Origin of the sequence: Xylophilus sp. ASV27, assembly GCF_016428875.1 — a bacterium.
Classification (GTDB): Bacteria; Pseudomonadota; Gammaproteobacteria; order Burkholderiales; family Burkholderiaceae_C; genus Xylophilus.
The window spans coordinates 1-14,422 of sequence record NZ_JAELTO010000113.1; the positions used below are offsets into that span (position 1 = coordinate 1).

Here is a 14,422-nt window from a genome sequence, read left to right on the forward strand (position 1 = left end):
CCCCCCCCCCCCCCCCCCCCCCCCCCCCCCCCCCCCCCCCCCCCCCCCCCCCCCCCCCCCCCCCCCCCCCCCCCCCCCCCCCCCCCCCCCCCCCCCCCCCCCTTTTTCAAGCAGACGACGGCATACGCGATTTCCTGTACGGTCTCGTGGGCTCGGAGATGTGTATAAGAGACAGCCCTGCAGCCGGTGGCGCCGCCGTCGCCGCGCCGGCGCGGGCCGCGCAGCGGGGGGCTGGCCGTATGAGCGCCGCGCCCGCCGCGCTGCACCTGAGGTCGCGGGACAACCCCCTGCTCAAGGACCTGCGCCGGCTGGCGCAGGACAACGGCGCCTACCGCAAGCAGGGTCGCGTCTGGCTCGAGGGCGACCACCTGTGCCGCGCGGCGCTGGCGCGGGGGCGCGTGCCGGTGCTGGCCGTATTTTGTGAGTCTTTTTGGCCTGTAGCCCAGGAATGGTCTAGGCATGCTGCTATAAAAAATGTAGTGGTGGCCGACATGCTGTGGCCCGAACTGAGCGGCCTGGAGTCGCCGGCGCCCATGGGCTTCGTGCTCGATCTGCCGCCGCCCTCCGGCGTGCAGGCCGGCGTGGCCGCGGTGCTGCTGGACCGGGTGCAGGACGCCGGCAACGTCGGCTCCATCCTGCGCAGCGCCGCCGCCTTCGGCTTCGCGCAGGTGCTCGCCCTCAAGGGCACGGCGGCGCTCTGGGCGCCCAAGGTGCTGCGCGCCGGCATGGGCGCGCACTTCGGCCTGCACCTGGTCGAAGGGCTGGAGCTGCCGGCGCTGGAGGCGCTCGGCGTGCCGCTGCTGGTCACCAGTTCGCACCAGGGCGATCTGCTGCACCGCGCCGCCTTGCCCTGGCCGTGCGCCTGGGTCATGGGCCACGAAGGGCAGGGCGTCTCGCCGCTGCTGGAGGCGCGCGCCGCGCAGCGCATCCGCATCGCCCAGCCCGGCGGCGAGGAGTCGCTCAACGTCGCCGCCGCCGCTGCCATCTGCCTGCATGCGAGCGCTGCGGCGCGCGTGTGAGCGGCGCAGCACGGTCCTTCTCGGCTTGCGGGTAAATACCTAGCGGCGGCCGGGGAATCCGGAGCCGCTGGCTATAATCGGGGGCTTTCTCGCAACAGCGTCGCCCGACCGCAGCCAAAGCAACTCCCTCAGAACAAGCAGCCTTCCGGCCCCAGCGTCCGGCGGGCATCGGGCGACCGTAACCATCCGGAGAACCCAGTGCTCTTGTCTCTACAGGGAAGCTTCCCTCCCGCCATCCTGGCGCTCGCAGACGGCACGGTCTTTCTCGGCCATTCGATCGGAGCCGCCGGCTCCACCGCCGGTGAAGTGGTGTTCAACACCGCGATGACCGGCTACCAGGAAATCCTCACCGACCCGAGCTACTGCCAGCAGATCGTCACCCTGACGTATCCGCACATCGGCAACTACGGCGTCAACGAGGAAGACGTCGAAGCCGACAAGGTCCATGCCGCTGGCCTCATCATCAAGGACCTGCCGCTCGTCGCATCCAACTTCCGCAAGACTGTCACCTTGTCGGAATACCTGGTGCGCGAGAACACCGTCGCCATCGCCGGCATCGACACCCGCAAGCTCACCCGCCACCTGCGCAGCAAGGGCGCGCAGAACGGCTGCATCCTGGGCCTGGCGGCCGGCGAGGCGGTGTCGCAGGCGCTGATCGAGCGCGCCATCGCTCTGGCCAAGGGCGCGCCCAGCATGGCCGGGCTGGACCTGGCCAAGGTCGTTTCGGCCAAGGCTCCCTATGAGTGGACGCAGACCGAGTGGAGGCTCGGCGAGGGCTACGGCCTGCAGATCGCGCCGAAGTTCCACGTCGTGGCCTTCGACTTCGGCGTGAAGAAGAACATCCTGCGCATGATGGCCGAGCGCGGCGCGCACATCACGGTGGTGCCGGCGCAGACGCCGGCGGCCGAGGTGCTCAGGCTCCAACCCGATGGCATCTTCCTGGCCAACGGCCCGGGCGACCCGGAACCCTGCGACTACGCCATTGCCGCGGCGCGCGAACTGATCGAGTCCGGCATCCCCACCTTCGGCATCTGCCTGGGCCACCAGATCATGGCGCTGGCCTCGGGCGCGAAGACCTTCAAGATGAAGTTCGGCCACCATGGCGCCAACCACCCGGTGAAGGACCTGGACAACGGCCGCGTGAGCATCACCAGCCAGAACCACGGCTTCGCGGTGGACGAGAAGAGCCTGCCGGCCAACCTGCGCCCCACGCACATCAGCCTGTTCGACGGCACGCTGCAAGGCCTGGCGCGCACCGACAGGCCGGCGTTCTGCTTCCAGGGCCACCCGGAGGCCTCGCCGGGTCCGCACGACATCGCCTACCTGTTCGACCGTTTCACCGCCCTGATGGAGCAACACAAAAATGCCTAAGCGCTCCGACCTCAAGAGCATCCTCATCATCGGCGCCGGCCCGATCATCATCGGCCAGGCCTGCGAGTTCGACTACTCCGGCGTGCAGGCCTGCAAGGCCCTGCGCGAGGAGGGCTACCGGGTCATCCTGATCAACAGCAACCCCGCCACGATCATGACCGACCCGGCCACGGCCGACGTCACCTACATCGAGCCGATCACCTGGCAGACGGTCGAGAAGATCATCGCCAAGGAGCGCCCCGACGCCATCCTGCCGACCATGGGCGGCCAGACCGCGCTCAACTGCGCGCTGGACCTGTGGCACCACGGCGTGCTGCACAAGTACAAGGTCGAGCTGATCGGCGCCACGCCCGAGGCCATCGACAAGGCCGAAGACCGGCTGAAGTTCAAGGAGGCGATGACCCGCATCGGCCTGGGCTCGGCGCGCTCGGGCATCGCCCACTCGATGGAAGAAGCCTGGGCGGTGCAGAAGTCGGTCGGCTTTCCCACGGTGATCCGCCCGAGCTTCACGCTCGGCGGCACCGGCGGCGGCATTGCCTACAACCCGGAAGAGTTCGAGACCATCTGCAAGCGCGGCCTGGAAGCCTCGCCGACCAACGAGCTGCTGATCGAAGAATCGCTGCTCGGCTGGAAAGAGTACGAGATGGAAGTGGTCCGCGACAAGGCGGACAACTGCATCATCGTCTGCTCGATCGAAAACCTCGACCCCATGGGCGTGCACACCGGCGACTCGATCACCGTGGCCCCGGCGCAGACGCTGTCGGACAAGGAGTACCAGATCCTGCGCGACGCCAGTCTGGCGGTGCTGCGCGAGATCGGCGTCGACACCGGCGGCTCGAACGTGCAGTTCTCGATCAACCCGAAGGACGGCCGCATGGTCGTCATCGAGATGAACCCGCGCGTGTCGCGTTCGTCGGCGCTGGCCTCCAAGGCCACCGGTTTCCCGATCGCCAAGGTCGCGGCCAAACTGGCGGTGGGCTACACGCTCGACGAGCTGCGCAACGAAATCACGGGCGGTGCCACGCCCGCGTCGTTCGAACCGTCGATCGACTACGTGGTCACCAAGATCCCGCGTTTCGCGTTCGAGAAATTCCCGCAGGCCGATTCGCGCCTCACCACGCAGATGAAGTCGGTGGGCGAAGTGATGGCCATGGGCCGCACCTTCCAGGAATCGTTCCAGAAGGCGCTGCGCGGCCTCGAAGTGGGCGTCGACGGCCTGAACGAGAAGACGCAGGACCGCGAAGTGCTCGAGAAGGAACTGGGCGAGCCCGGCCCCGAGCGCATCTGGTATGTGGGCGACGCCTTCGCCATGGGCCTCTCCGTGGACGAGGTCTACGAACTGACCCGGATCGACAAGTGGTTCCTGGTGCAGATCGAGGAGATCGTGAAGATCGAGCTCGAGCTGGAGACCAGGTCGCTCGACGACATCGACCGCGACACGCTGCTGGCGCTGAAGAAGAAGGGCTTCTCCGACCGCCGCCTGGCGCGCCAGCTGAAGACCACCGACACCGCCGTGCGCGAGAAGCGCCGCGCGCTGGGCGTGCGCCCGGTCTACAAGCGCGTGGACACCTGCGCGGCCGAATTCGCGACCAATACGGCCTACATGTACTCGACCTATGAAGACGAGTGCGAAGCCGAGCCGACCGACAGGAAGAAGATCATGGTGCTCGGCGGCGGTCCCAACCGCATCGGCCAGGGCATCGAGTTCGACTACTGCTGCGTGCACGCAGCGCTCGCCATGCGCGAGGACGGCTACGAGACCATCATGGTCAACTGCAACCCCGAGACCGTGTCGACCGACTACGACACCTCGGACCGCCTGTACTTCGAGCCGCTCACGCTCGAAGACGTGCTCGAGATCGTCGACAAGGAAAAGCCGCTCGGCGTGATCGTGCAGTACGGCGGCCAGACGCCGCTCAAGCTCGCGCTCGACCTCGAAGCCAACGGCGTGCCCATCATCGGCACCTCGCCCGACATGATCGATGCGGCCGAAGACCGCGAGCGCTTCCAGAAGCTGCTGCACGCGCTGGACCTGCGCCAGCCGCCCAACGCCACCGCCCGCACCGAGGCCGAGGCGCTGGAGAAGGCCGCTGCCCTGGGCTACCCGCTGGTGGTGCGCCCGAGTTACGTGCTCGGCGGACGCGCGATGGAAATCGTGCACGAGCAGCGCGACCTCGAGCGCTACATGCGCGAGGCGGTCAAGGTCAGCCATGACTCGCCGGTGCTGCTGGACCGCTTCCTGAACGACGCCATCGAATGCGACGTGGACTGCATCCGCGATGCCGAAGGCGGCACCTTGATCGGCGGCGTGATGGAGCACATCGAGCAGGCCGGCGTGCATTCGGGCGACTCGGCCTGCTCGCTGCCCCCCTACAGCCTGAAGGCCGAGACCATTGCCGAACTCAAGCGCCAGAGCACCGCGATGGCCAAGGCGCTGAACGTCGTCGGGCTGATGAACGTGCAGTTCGCCATCCAGGAGAAGGACGGCAAGGACGTCATCTATGTGCTGGAAGTGAACCCGCGGGCCTCGCGCACCGTGCCTTACGTGAGCAAGGCCACCGGCATCCAGCTCGCCAAGGTGGCCGCGCGCTGCATGGCCGGCCAGTCGCTGGCTGCGCAGGGCGTCACGAAGGAAGTCACGCCGCCGTATTTCAGCGTCAAGGAGGCGGTGTTCCCCTTCGTCAAGTTCCCCGGTGTCGACACCATTCTCGGCCCCGAGATGAAGTCCACCGGCGAGGTGATGGGCGTGGGCAAGACCTTCGGCGAAGCCTTCGTCAAGAGCCAGCTCGGCGCGGGCACGCACCTGCCGCGCGCGGGCAAGGTCTTCATCTCGGTGAAGAACAACGACAAGCCGGCCGCCGTCAACATCGCGCGCGGCCTGCTCAAGCTGGGCTTCGAGCTGATCGCCACCAAGGGCACGGCGGCGGCCATCGCGGCAGCGGGCCTGCCGTGTGCCGTGGTCAACAAGGTGACCGAGGGCCGTCCGCACATCGTCGACATGATCAAGAACAACGAGATCGCCCTGGTGATCAACACCGTCGAGGAACGGCGCAACGCCATCGCCGACTCGCGCCAGATCCGCACCTCGGCGCTGCTGGCGCGCGTGACCACCTTCACCACCATCTTCGGCGCTGAGGCGGCCGTGGAGGGCATGCAGCACATGGATGCGCTGGATGTGATCTCGGTGCAGCAGATGCACGCGCAGCTCGCCACCGCCTGATGGGCGATGCCGGTGGCTGCCCCGCGCGGCGGCCACCGGCCCGCACTGCGCGCACAATTGGCCCATGCAAGGCCCCATCATTCCCCTGCCGCTGTCCGACTGGACGGCTGCCGCATCGGACGCGTCCGCCATCGAAGCGCTGGAGGCGGGCAGGGTGCTGTACTTCCCGCAGCTCGCCTTCGCCCTGCAGCCCGATGAAAAGAGCCTGCTGCGCCCCGATCTGCTGGACCCGAAGGTGCGCAACATCAGCCTCGATGGGCAAGGGTTCGTGAAGGGTGTGGCGGGCGATGCCGCGCTGCAGGCGCGCGTGGCGGCCATGGTGGGGCGGTTCCGTCAGCAGGCCATCGGCCTGGTCCATGGCCTGCTGCCCGGCTACACGCCGCATCTGCGGCTGGCGCCCACGAGCTTTCGCCCGACCCGGGTCGAGATGCGGGCGCAGTCCTGGCGCGCGGACGACCGGCGGCTGCACGTGGACGCATTCCCGTCCCGCCCCAACCATGGCGAGCGCATCCTGCGCGTGTTCGCCAACATCCATCCCGACGGCGCGCCGCGGACCTGGCGCGTCGGCGAGCCGTTCGAGGACGTCGCGCGCCGTTTCCTGCCCAGGGCGCGGCGCTATTCGCCGCTGCAGGCGCGCCTGCTGCACCGCCTGGGCGTGACCAAGGCCTTGCGCAGCGAATACGACCATCTGATGCTGCAACTGCACGACGGCATGAAATCGGACCTGGCCTACCAGCAGGATGCGCCGCAGCTCACCATGCCGTTCGCGGCGGGTTCGGCCTGGGTCTGCTTCTCGGACCAGACGCCGCACGCGGTGATGTCCGGCCAGTTCATGCTGGAGCAGACCCTGCATCTGCCGGCGGACAGGCAATACAATCCGCAGGCAAGTCCGCTGGCCATACTGACCCGGCTGGCTGGACACCCGCTGGTCTGAGAGACTGGCGCGGCGTTCCTCAGAAGCACCGCCGGACGGTTCCGTCCGGCTTTTTCTTTTTGGAGAGAGAAGAACATGGCGACCATTCCGATTACCAAGCGTGGAGCGGAAAAGCTGAAGGAAGAACTGCACCGCCTGAAAACCGTGGATCGCCCCTGGGTCATCAATGCGATCGCCGAGGCCCGCGCGCAGGGCGATCTGAGCGAGAACGCCGAGTACGAGGCGGCCAAGGATCGTCAGGGTTTCATCGAAGGCCGCATCCAGGAAGTCGAGGGCAAGCTGTCTGCCGCCCAGGTGATCGACCCGGCCGCGCTCGACGCCGGTGGCCGGGTGGTGTTCGGCGCCACGGTCGAGCTGGAGGACGAGGACTCGGGCGAAGCCGTCACCTACCAGATCGTGGGCGAGGACGAGGCCGACCTGAAACACGGCCGGGTGAACGTCTCCAGCCCGATCGCGCGCGCGCTGATCGGCAAGGAGGAGGGCGACACCGCCGAGGTCCAGGCGCCCGGTGGCGTCAAGCGCTACGAGATCGTCGCGGTCAAGTACATCTGAGCGCAACCGTGCCACATCGTTTTTCCGTCCTGGTGGCTGCGCTGTGGTGGGGCAGCCTGAGCACCATCGGCTTTCTGGTCGTGCCGCTGCTGTTCGTGCATCTGCCGACGCCCGCCGCGGCGGGCGCCATGGCGGCGCGGCTTTTCACGGCGCAGACCTGGGTGTCGGTGGCCTGCGGCGTGTTGCTGCTGGTGGCGTCCCGCCGCCGCGGCGAGACCGCCATGGCCCCCTGGGCCGCGCCGCTGCTGGGCTTCGTGCTGGCGGGGATGCTGCTGGCCCTGCTCGCGGAATTCGCCGTGGCGCCGCGCATCATCGCACGCGAGAATCTGCGCCTTTGGCACAGCGTGGGCAGCGGCATGTACCTGCTGCAGTGGCTGTGCGCGGCGGTGGTGCTGTGGCGCACGACCGGGCCGCGCTAGACGCGCGGCGCACTCCCTGCCAAGAACACCGTGGATCCGGCTCCGCCGGTCCACCGGTGTTGCCCCCTCGAAGGGGGGCGGCGTAGCGACACGCAGTGCGCGCAGCCTGGGGGTGGTCCGCTACTCCCTCCAGTGCTCGGCCACCCAACGGGCCGGGCGGATGTAGCGGAAGCGCCGGTTGCGCCGGCCTGCCAGTGCATCCGGCGGGTTGCACTCGCCATGGAACACCATCACCCGGGCGTCCGGTGGCACGGCCGGCTCCTGCCAGTAGTTGCAGGGCCAGTGCGGAATGCCGTGGTACTTGAAGCTCGGGCACCAGGCCTGCGGCCAGTAGCCCATCCTGCCCTGGCGGTGCAGGAAGTCCGACAGATAGGCCTGTTCGTTGCGGAACCGCCGCCGCACTTCGTCCATGTGGCTGCGGAAGTACTCCAGCACATCCGCATGCGCGCCCAGTTCGAAGCGGTAGACCGATGAGTTGCCGGTGATGCGCGCGCTGCGCCAGGGGCGGGGGTAGTCCCGGATGATCAGGAATTCACCCGGGCGTGTGAAGAAGTCGTCCAGCGGCCCGACCACCACCACGTCCAGGTCGAGGAACAGCGCGGTGCCGCGCAGGCCGTGCAGGTCGGCCGTGAAAGTGGTGAGCTTCTTCCAGGCGCCATCGCGCTGTCCCGGCGCCAGCTCGACCGCCAGTGGCGGAATGGGCAGGCATTGCACCTCTGGGCGGATGCCTTTGCTGTCGTCGGTGAGACAGACGAAATTGAAATCGCCCGCCAGCCTGCGGCGCACCATGGCATAGAGCCGGTTCACGTACTCCGGGCCGTACTTGCTGCCCCATTTCATGCACAGCACGTGGCGTGCAGTCGTCATGCTGATGGCTCCGGTCAGTCTGCCTGACGCTTCTTGATCGACTTCTTCTTGGGCTTGGCGCGCTTGATCTGGCCGCCGGGCGTCAGGCGCTGGTTGCCCAGCACGCGCAGCATGCGCACCTCGGGGCGCTGGCCGCCGCGCTTGCTGTGCTTGAGGATCTTGACGTCGCGCGGGCCGGGCATGCGGTCCTCGTCCACGGGCCTGGTCTTTTCGACCCGCGGGCGCCAGAGCACCAGCAGCTTGCCGATGTGCTGCACCGGGGCGGCATCCAGCGCGTCGGCCAGGCTCTGGTAGGTCTGCTCGCGCGCCACGCGGTCGTCGGACACCACGCGGACCTTGATCAGGCCGTGGGCGGAGAGGGCGCCATCGATCTCCTTCTGCACCGCAGGCGTCAGGCCGTCGTTGCCGATGATGACCACGGGGTCGAGATGGTGGGCCTCGGCGCGGCGCTCGCGGCGCTGGGCGGGAGTGAGTTGGATTTGGGGCATACCCGTATTATCGAGGCTGCGCGCCCACCCAGGGCTGGAGCACGGCAGCGCCCCATTCACACGCCTTCTCCACGGCGGCACATTCCCTACCGAGCATGAAGGTCAAGACAAAAAGCAAGAAGGTCAACAAGGCGTGGCTCAACGACCACGTCAACGACCCTTACGTCAAACTGGCGGCCAAGGACGGTTATCGGGCTCGCGCTGCTTACAAATTGAAGGAAATCGACGAGTCGCTGGGCCTGATCAGACCGGGGCACGTGGTGGTGGACCTCGGTTCGACGCCCGGTGCCTGGAGCCAGTACGTGCGCCGGCGCCTGTCGCCCGAGGGCGCGGCGGTCGGGGCGCTGGATGGCGTCATCGTGGCGCTGGACCTGCTGCCCATGGTGCCGATCGAGGGGGTCACCTTCCTGCAGAGCGACTTCCGCGAGCCGGAGGTGCTACAGAAACTGGAGCGCGAACTCCAGGGCAGGCTTGCCGATGTGGTGGTTTCGGACATGGCGCCCAATCTCTCCGGGGTGGAGTCGGTGGATGCCGCACGCATCTCGCACCTGGTCGAGCTGGCGGTGGAGTTTGCGCAGGGCCACATGAAGCCCGAGGGCGCGCTGGTGACCAAGGTGTTTCACGGCAGCGGCTATAGCCAGCTCGTGAAGCTGTTCAAGGAAACGTTCCGCGTAGTCAAGCCGGTCAAACCCAAGGCCTCGCGTGACAAATCCTCGGAGACCTTTCTGGTCGGCATCGGGCTCAAAAATACCGCCGAAATGCGCTGAATATCCCGCAAAGCCCGTGCCGCGCCCATGGCTGCGGGGGTAATTCATGGGGGAGCCTGAACTTGAAACACCTAAAATGCGTCACATCTGGGTCTTGATGATCCCTTACGCCTTTCCCCACCGGAGCCTCGCTTGAACAATCAGTGGTTTTCCAAAGTCGCCGTATGGCTCGTGATCGCCATGGTGCTGTTCACGGTGTTCAAACAGTTCGATTCGCGTGGCGCAGCCGGTGCCGGCTATGTGGCCTATTCCGACTTCCTGGAGCAGGTGCGCAGCAACCGCATCAAGAATGCGACCATCCAGGACGGCCAGGGCGGCGCGACCGAGATCCTGGCCACCACCACCGATGACCGCAAGATCCGCACCACGGCCACCTATCTCGACCGCGGCCTGGTGGGCGACCTGATCAGCAACAACGTCAAGTTCGACGTCAAGCCGCGCGAGGAAGGCTCGCTGCTCATGACCCTGCTCGTGAGCTGGGGCCCGATGCTGCTGCTGATCGGCGTGTGGGTGTATTTCATGCGCCAGATGCAGGGGGGCGGCAAGGGCGGCGCCTTCAGCTTCGGCAAGAGCAAGGCGCGCATGCTCGACGAGAACAACAACACCGTCACCTTCGCCGACGTCGCCGGCTGCGACGAGGCCAAGGAAGAGGTCAAGGAGGTGGTCGACTTCCTGAAAGACCCGCAGAAGTTCCAGAAGCTCGGCGGCCGCATTCCGCGCGGCCTGCTGCTGGTCGGGCCGCCCGGCACCGGCAAGACGCTGCTGGCCAAGTCCATCGCGGGCGAGGCCAAGGTGCCGTTCTTCAGCATCTCGGGCTCCGACTTCGTGGAAATGTTCGTCGGCGTGGGCGCGGCCCGCGTGCGCGACATGTTCGAGAACGCCAAGAAGAACGCGCCCTGCATCATCTTCATCGACGAAATCGACGCGGTCGGCCGCCAGCGCGGAGCCGGCCTGGGCGGCGGCAACGACGAGCGCGAGCAGACGCTGAACCAGATGCTGGTCGAGATGGACGGCTTCGAGACCAACCTGGGCGTGATCGTGGTCGCGGCCACCAACCGTCCCGACATCCTCGATGCCGCGCTGCTGCGCCCTGGCCGTTTCGATCGCCAGGTGTATGTCACGCTGCCCGACATCCGTGGCCGCGAGCAGATCCTCAACGTGCACATGCGCAAGGTCCCGCTGGGCCAGGACGTGAACCCGAGCATCATCGCCCGCGGCACGCCCGGCATGAGCGGTGCCGACCTGGCCAACCTGTGCAACGAGGCTGCGCTGATGGCCGCGCGCCGCAATGCGCGCACGGTCGAGATGCAGGACTTCGAGCGCGCCAAGGACAAGATCTTCATGGGTCCCGAGCGCAAGAGCATGGTCATGCCAGAGGAAGAGCGCCGCAACACGGCCTACCACGAGTCCGGCCACGCCCTGATCGGCAAGCTGCTGCCCAAGTGCGATCCGGTGCACAAGGTCACCATCATCCCGCGCGGCCGCGCGCTCGGCGTGACCATGAGCCTGCCGGCGCAGGACCGCTACAGCTACGACCGCGAGTACATGCTCAACCAGATCAGCATGCTGTTCGGCGGCCGGATCGCCGAAGAGGTGTTCATGCACCAGATGACCACCGGCGCTTCCAACGACTTCGAGCGCGCCACCAACCTGGCCCGCGACATGGTCATGAAGTACGGCATGAGCGAGGCCCTGGGCCCCATGGTGTATGCCGAGAACGAAGGCGAAGTCTTCCTGGGCCGCTCGGTCACCAAGACCACCAACATGAGCGAGTCGACCATGCAGAAGGTCGACGGCGAGGTGCGCCGCATCATCGACGAGCAGTACGCGCTGGCGCGCCGCCTGATCGAGGAGAACAGCGACAAGATGCACGCCATGGCCAAGGCGCTGCTCGAATGGGAAACCATCGACACCGAGCAGCTGGACGACATCATGGCCGGGCGCGAGCCGCGTCCGCCCAAGGACTGGACGCCGCGCATCCCGCCCACTGGCGGCGACAAGCCGGGCGGCGGCGGCACTGCCGTGGCCACCGATCCGGCGCCCAGCGCGGCCTGATACGCGGGTTCGCTTCATTCCTCACCACGACGGGGCCCCTGGCCCCGTTTTCAATGGAGGCGCCGCATGCACGCGGTATCCACTGTCTGGCAGACATCGCGCTTTCGCATTGCGCTGACGCGCCCGCAGGTGATGGGCATCGTCAACGTCACCCCCGATTCGTTCTCCGACGGCGGCCGCCATGCCTCCACGGCGGCGGCGCTGCGCCATTGCGAGCAACTGCTGAAGGAGGGCGCGGACATGCTCGACATCGGCGGCGAGTCCACCCGCCCCGGCAGCCCGGCGCTGCCGCTGCAGGAGGAACTGGCGCGCGTGCAGCCGCTGCTGATCGAGGCGGTGCGCCTGGGCGTGCCGATCTCGGTCGATACCTACAAGCCCGCGGTGATGCAGGCGGCGCTGGACGCAGGTGCCGACATCGTCAACGACGTCTGGGCGCTGCGCCAGCCCGGCGCGCGCGAGGTGGTGGCCGCGCACCCGTCCTGCGGCGTCTGCCTGATGCACATGCACCGCGACCCGCAGACCATGCAGGCGGCCCCGATGGAGGGCGATCCGGTGCCGGCGGTGCGCGGCTTTCTGCAGGCGGCCGCCGATGCGCTGCAGGCGCTGGGCGTGCGGCGTGAACGCGTCGTGCTGGACCCGGGTGTTGGCTTTGGCAAGACGGTGGCGCAGAATTTCCGGCTGCTCGCGCGCCAGCGCGAGGCGGTGCCGGCGCGCTACCCGATCCTGGCGGGCTGGTCGCGCAAGTCATCGCTCGGGGCGGTGACCGGCCGCGCGGTCGATGCGCGCATGCCCGCGAGCGTCGCCGCGGCGCTGCTGGCCGTGCAGCACGGCGCGCGCATCGTGCGGGTGCACGACGTGCGCGAGACGGTCGAGGCGCTGGCCGTATGGCAGGCCCTGCAGGCCGCCGATCAAGAACCATTCGAGGGAGACCCCACCACATGACACGCACTTATTTCGGCACCGACGGCATCCGCGGCACGGTCGGCACGCCGCCGATCACGCCCGACTTCGTCCTGCGGCTCGCGCACGCGGTGGGCCGCGTGCTGCGGCGCAGCATGACGCGGCCGCAGGTTCTGATAGGCAAGGACACGCGCATATCCGGCTACATGCTGGAGAGCGCCCTGGAATCCGGCTTCAATTCCGCCGGCGTGGACGTGGTGCTGCTCGGCCCGCTGCCCACGCCGGGCGTGGCCTACCTCACGCGCGCCCTGCGCGCCAACCTGGGCGTGGTCATCAGCGCCAGCCACAACCCGTTCGAGGACAACGGCATCAAGTTCTTCGGCCCGCTGGGCACCAAGCTCGACGATGCGTGGGAGCGCGCGGTCGAGGCCGCGCTCGCGGAACCGCCGGCCTGGGTCGCCGCGGCCGACGTGGGCAAGGCGCGCCGGCTCGACGACGCGGCCGGCCGCTACATCGAGTTCTGCAAGAGCACCTTCGGCAACGAGCTGACGCTGCGCGGCCTGAAGATCGTGGTCGATGCGGCGCACGGCGCGGCCTACCAGATCGCGCCCAAGGTGTTCCACGAACTCGGCGCCGAGGTGGTGGCCATCGGCTGCGCGCCCGACGGGCTGAACATCAACCGCGGCTTCGGCGCCACCCACCCCGAGGCGCTGGTGCGCGAGGTGCAGGCCCAGCAGGCCGACTTCGGCATCGCGCTGGACGGCGACGCCGACCGGCTGCAGGTGGCCGATGGCGCGGGCCGGCTCTACAACGGCGACGAGCTGCTGTACCTGCTGGCCTGCGACCGGCTGGCGCGCGGCGACGAGGTGGCCGGCGTGGTCGGCACGCTCATGACCAACATGGCGGTCGAACTGGCGCTGCAGGAAAAGGGCATTCCCTTCGCCCGCGCCAAGGTCGGCGACCGCTACGTGCTCGAGGAACTGGAGCGGCGCGGCTGGCTGCTCGGCGGCGAGGGCTCGGGGCACCTGCTGGCGCTGGACAAGCACAGCACCGGCGACGGCCTGATCAGTGCGCTGCAGGTGCTGCAGGCCAGCGTGCGCAGCGGCCGCACGCTGGCCCAGTTGCTCGAAGGGCTCACGCTGTTCCCGCAAACCCTGGTCAACGTGCGCCTGCAGCCGGGGCAGGACTGGGCCACCAGCAGCCGGCTGCGCGCCGAGACGCGTGCCGTCGAGGCCGAGCTGGGCCACGCCGGGCGCGTGCTGATCCGGCCCAGCGGCACCGAGCCGCTGCTGCGTGTCATGGTCGAGGCGCGCGACGGCCGCTTGGCGCGCGATGCGGCCGCGCGCATCGCCGCCACGCTGCAGCCCACGATTGCTATCGAATAGATAGCTTAAAGCCAAGGTGTTACCTGGGCTTGAGGCGTATTTGTTCAAAAAAACGTCATATTTCCGCCATGGCGCCGTCATGCGCGGCGGCCAGACTGCGCGCATCTTGAGAGAAGGAGATGCGCCATGCCCGAACTGCCGGTCCCGACACTGCCCTTGTCGCCTGCCGTAGCCTGGTCGCCGCAGCCGCTGCGCGCCTTTGCCGCCAGCCTGCGCTCGTCCGGCCCGGCGCGCGCCGCCCTGGCGCCGCCCCCGCGTCCGCCGCTGCCGCTGTCTCTTATACACATCTCCGAGCCCACGAGACCGTACAGGAAATCGCGTATGCCGTCTTCTGCTTGAACAGGGGGGGGGGGGGGGGGGGGGGGGGGGGGGGGGGGGGGGGGGGGGGGGGGGGGGGGGGGGGGGGGGGGGGGGGGGGGGGGGGGGGGGGGGGGGGGGGGGGGGG

General features: G+C 68.3%; 12 protein-coding genes. 10 read left to right on the forward strand and 2 right to left on the reverse strand.

Annotated features, from left to right (window positions below; all coding sequences use genetic code 11):
• Positions 1-239: 239 nt before the first annotated feature.
• The 6 genes from JHD63_RS18820 to JHD63_RS18845 all read left to right on the forward strand — a co-directional run bounded on the left by JHD63_RS18820 (position 240) and on the right by JHD63_RS18845 (position 7,515).
• Positions 240-1,019 (forward strand): TrmH family RNA methyltransferase, encoded by a 780-nt coding sequence (locus JHD63_RS18820; protein WP_198972353.1) that lies wholly within the window; start codon positions 240-242, stop codon positions 1,017-1,019.
• Between the two features lie 198 nt (positions 1,020-1,217).
• On the forward strand, positions 1,218-2,390 hold the full coding sequence (gene carA / locus JHD63_RS18825) for a glutamine-hydrolyzing carbamoyl-phosphate synthase small subunit (protein WP_198972342.1): 1,173 nt from the start codon (positions 1,218-1,220) through the stop codon (positions 2,388-2,390).
• Positions 2,383-5,610, forward strand: coding sequence for a carbamoyl-phosphate synthase large subunit (gene carB / locus JHD63_RS18830; RefSeq protein WP_198972343.1), 3,228 nt, complete (start codon positions 2,383-2,385; stop codon positions 5,608-5,610). The genes carA and carB overlap by 8 nt, the downstream gene beginning before the upstream one ends.
• A 64-nt stretch (positions 5,611-5,674) precedes the next feature.
• On the forward strand, positions 5,675-6,544 hold the full coding sequence (locus JHD63_RS18835; RefSeq protein WP_198972344.1) for a Kdo hydroxylase family protein: 870 nt from the start codon (positions 5,675-5,677) through the stop codon (positions 6,542-6,544).
• Positions 6,545-6,619: 75 nt separating this feature from the next.
• The gene (gene greA / locus JHD63_RS18840) at positions 6,620-7,096 is read left to right on the forward strand and encodes a transcription elongation factor GreA (protein WP_198972345.1); all 477 of its coding nucleotides are present in this window, start codon (positions 6,620-6,622) and stop codon (positions 7,094-7,096) included.
• 8 nt (positions 7,097-7,104) lie between these two features.
• The gene (locus JHD63_RS18845) at positions 7,105-7,515 is read left to right on the forward strand and encodes a DUF4149 domain-containing protein (protein ID WP_198972346.1); all 411 of its coding nucleotides are present in this window, start codon (positions 7,105-7,107) and stop codon (positions 7,513-7,515) included.
• A 120-nt stretch (positions 7,516-7,635) separates the two neighbouring features.
• On the opposite strand, the gene JHD63_RS18850 is transcribed toward JHD63_RS18845, so the two are convergent.
• Both JHD63_RS18850 and JHD63_RS18855 read right to left on the reverse strand, forming a co-directional pair.
• Positions 7,636-8,382 (reverse strand): glycosyltransferase, encoded by a 747-nt coding sequence (locus JHD63_RS18850; protein WP_198972347.1) that lies wholly within the window; start codon positions 8,380-8,382, stop codon positions 7,636-7,638.
• Positions 8,383-8,396: 14 nt separating this feature from the next.
• Positions 8,397-8,870, reverse strand: coding sequence for a YhbY family RNA-binding protein (locus tag JHD63_RS18855; RefSeq protein WP_198972348.1), 474 nt, complete (start codon positions 8,868-8,870; stop codon positions 8,397-8,399).
• Positions 8,871-8,965: 95 nt separating this feature from the next.
• Here JHD63_RS18855 and JHD63_RS18860 point away from each other — a divergent pair, with 95 nt between their 5' ends.
• The 4 genes from JHD63_RS18860 (at position 8,966) to glmM (ending at position 13,977) form a co-directional block, all read left to right on the forward strand.
• Positions 8,966-9,637, forward strand: a complete 672-nt coding sequence (locus JHD63_RS18860; RefSeq protein WP_198972349.1) for an RlmE family RNA methyltransferase — start codon at positions 8,966-8,968, stop codon at positions 9,635-9,637.
• 132 nt (positions 9,638-9,769) lie between these two features.
• Complete coding sequence (gene ftsH, locus JHD63_RS18865; protein WP_198972350.1) at positions 9,770-11,692, forward strand: ATP-dependent zinc metalloprotease FtsH; 1,923 nt, start codon at positions 9,770-9,772, stop codon at positions 11,690-11,692.
• A 66-nt stretch (positions 11,693-11,758) separates the two neighbouring features.
• Complete coding sequence (gene folP / locus JHD63_RS18870; RefSeq protein ID WP_198972351.1) at positions 11,759-12,634, forward strand: dihydropteroate synthase; 876 nt, start codon at positions 11,759-11,761, stop codon at positions 12,632-12,634.
• Entirely contained in the window at positions 12,631-13,977 is a 1,347-nt protein-coding gene (glmM, locus tag JHD63_RS18875; RefSeq protein ID WP_198972352.1) for a phosphoglucosamine mutase, read from the forward strand. The genes folP and glmM overlap by 4 nt, the downstream gene beginning before the upstream one ends.
• Positions 13,978-14,422 lie beyond the last annotated feature (445 nt).

Bases quoted from the DNA above. Each gene is read 5' to 3' on its own strand.
- carB (WP_198972343.1), top strand. From the start codon at position 2,383: ATGCCTAAGCGCTCCGACCTCAAGAGCATCCTCATCATCGGCGCCGGC.
- JHD63_RS18820 (WP_198972353.1), top strand. From the start codon at position 240: ATGAGCGCCGCGCCCGCCGCGCTGCACCTGAGGTCGCGGGACAACCCC.
- JHD63_RS18860 (WP_198972349.1), top strand. From the start codon at position 8,966: ATGAAGGTCAAGACAAAAAGCAAGAAGGTCAACAAGGCGTGGCTCAAC.
- glmM (WP_198972352.1), top strand. From the start codon at position 12,631: ATGACACGCACTTATTTCGGCACCGACGGCATCCGCGGCACGGTCGGC.
- folP (WP_198972351.1), top strand. From the start codon at position 11,759: ATGCACGCGGTATCCACTGTCTGGCAGACATCGCGCTTTCGCATTGCG.
- greA (WP_198972345.1), top strand. From the start codon at position 6,620: ATGGCGACCATTCCGATTACCAAGCGTGGAGCGGAAAAGCTGAAGGAA.
- JHD63_RS18850 (WP_198972347.1), bottom strand. From the start codon at position 8,382: ATGACGACTGCACGCCACGTGCTGTGCATGAAATGGGGCAGCAAGTAC.
- JHD63_RS18855 (WP_198972348.1), bottom strand. From the start codon at position 8,870: ATGCCCCAAATCCAACTCACTCCCGCCCAGCGCCGCGAGCGCCGCGCC.
- JHD63_RS18835 (WP_198972344.1), top strand. From the start codon at position 5,675: ATGCAAGGCCCCATCATTCCCCTGCCGCTGTCCGACTGGACGGCTGCC.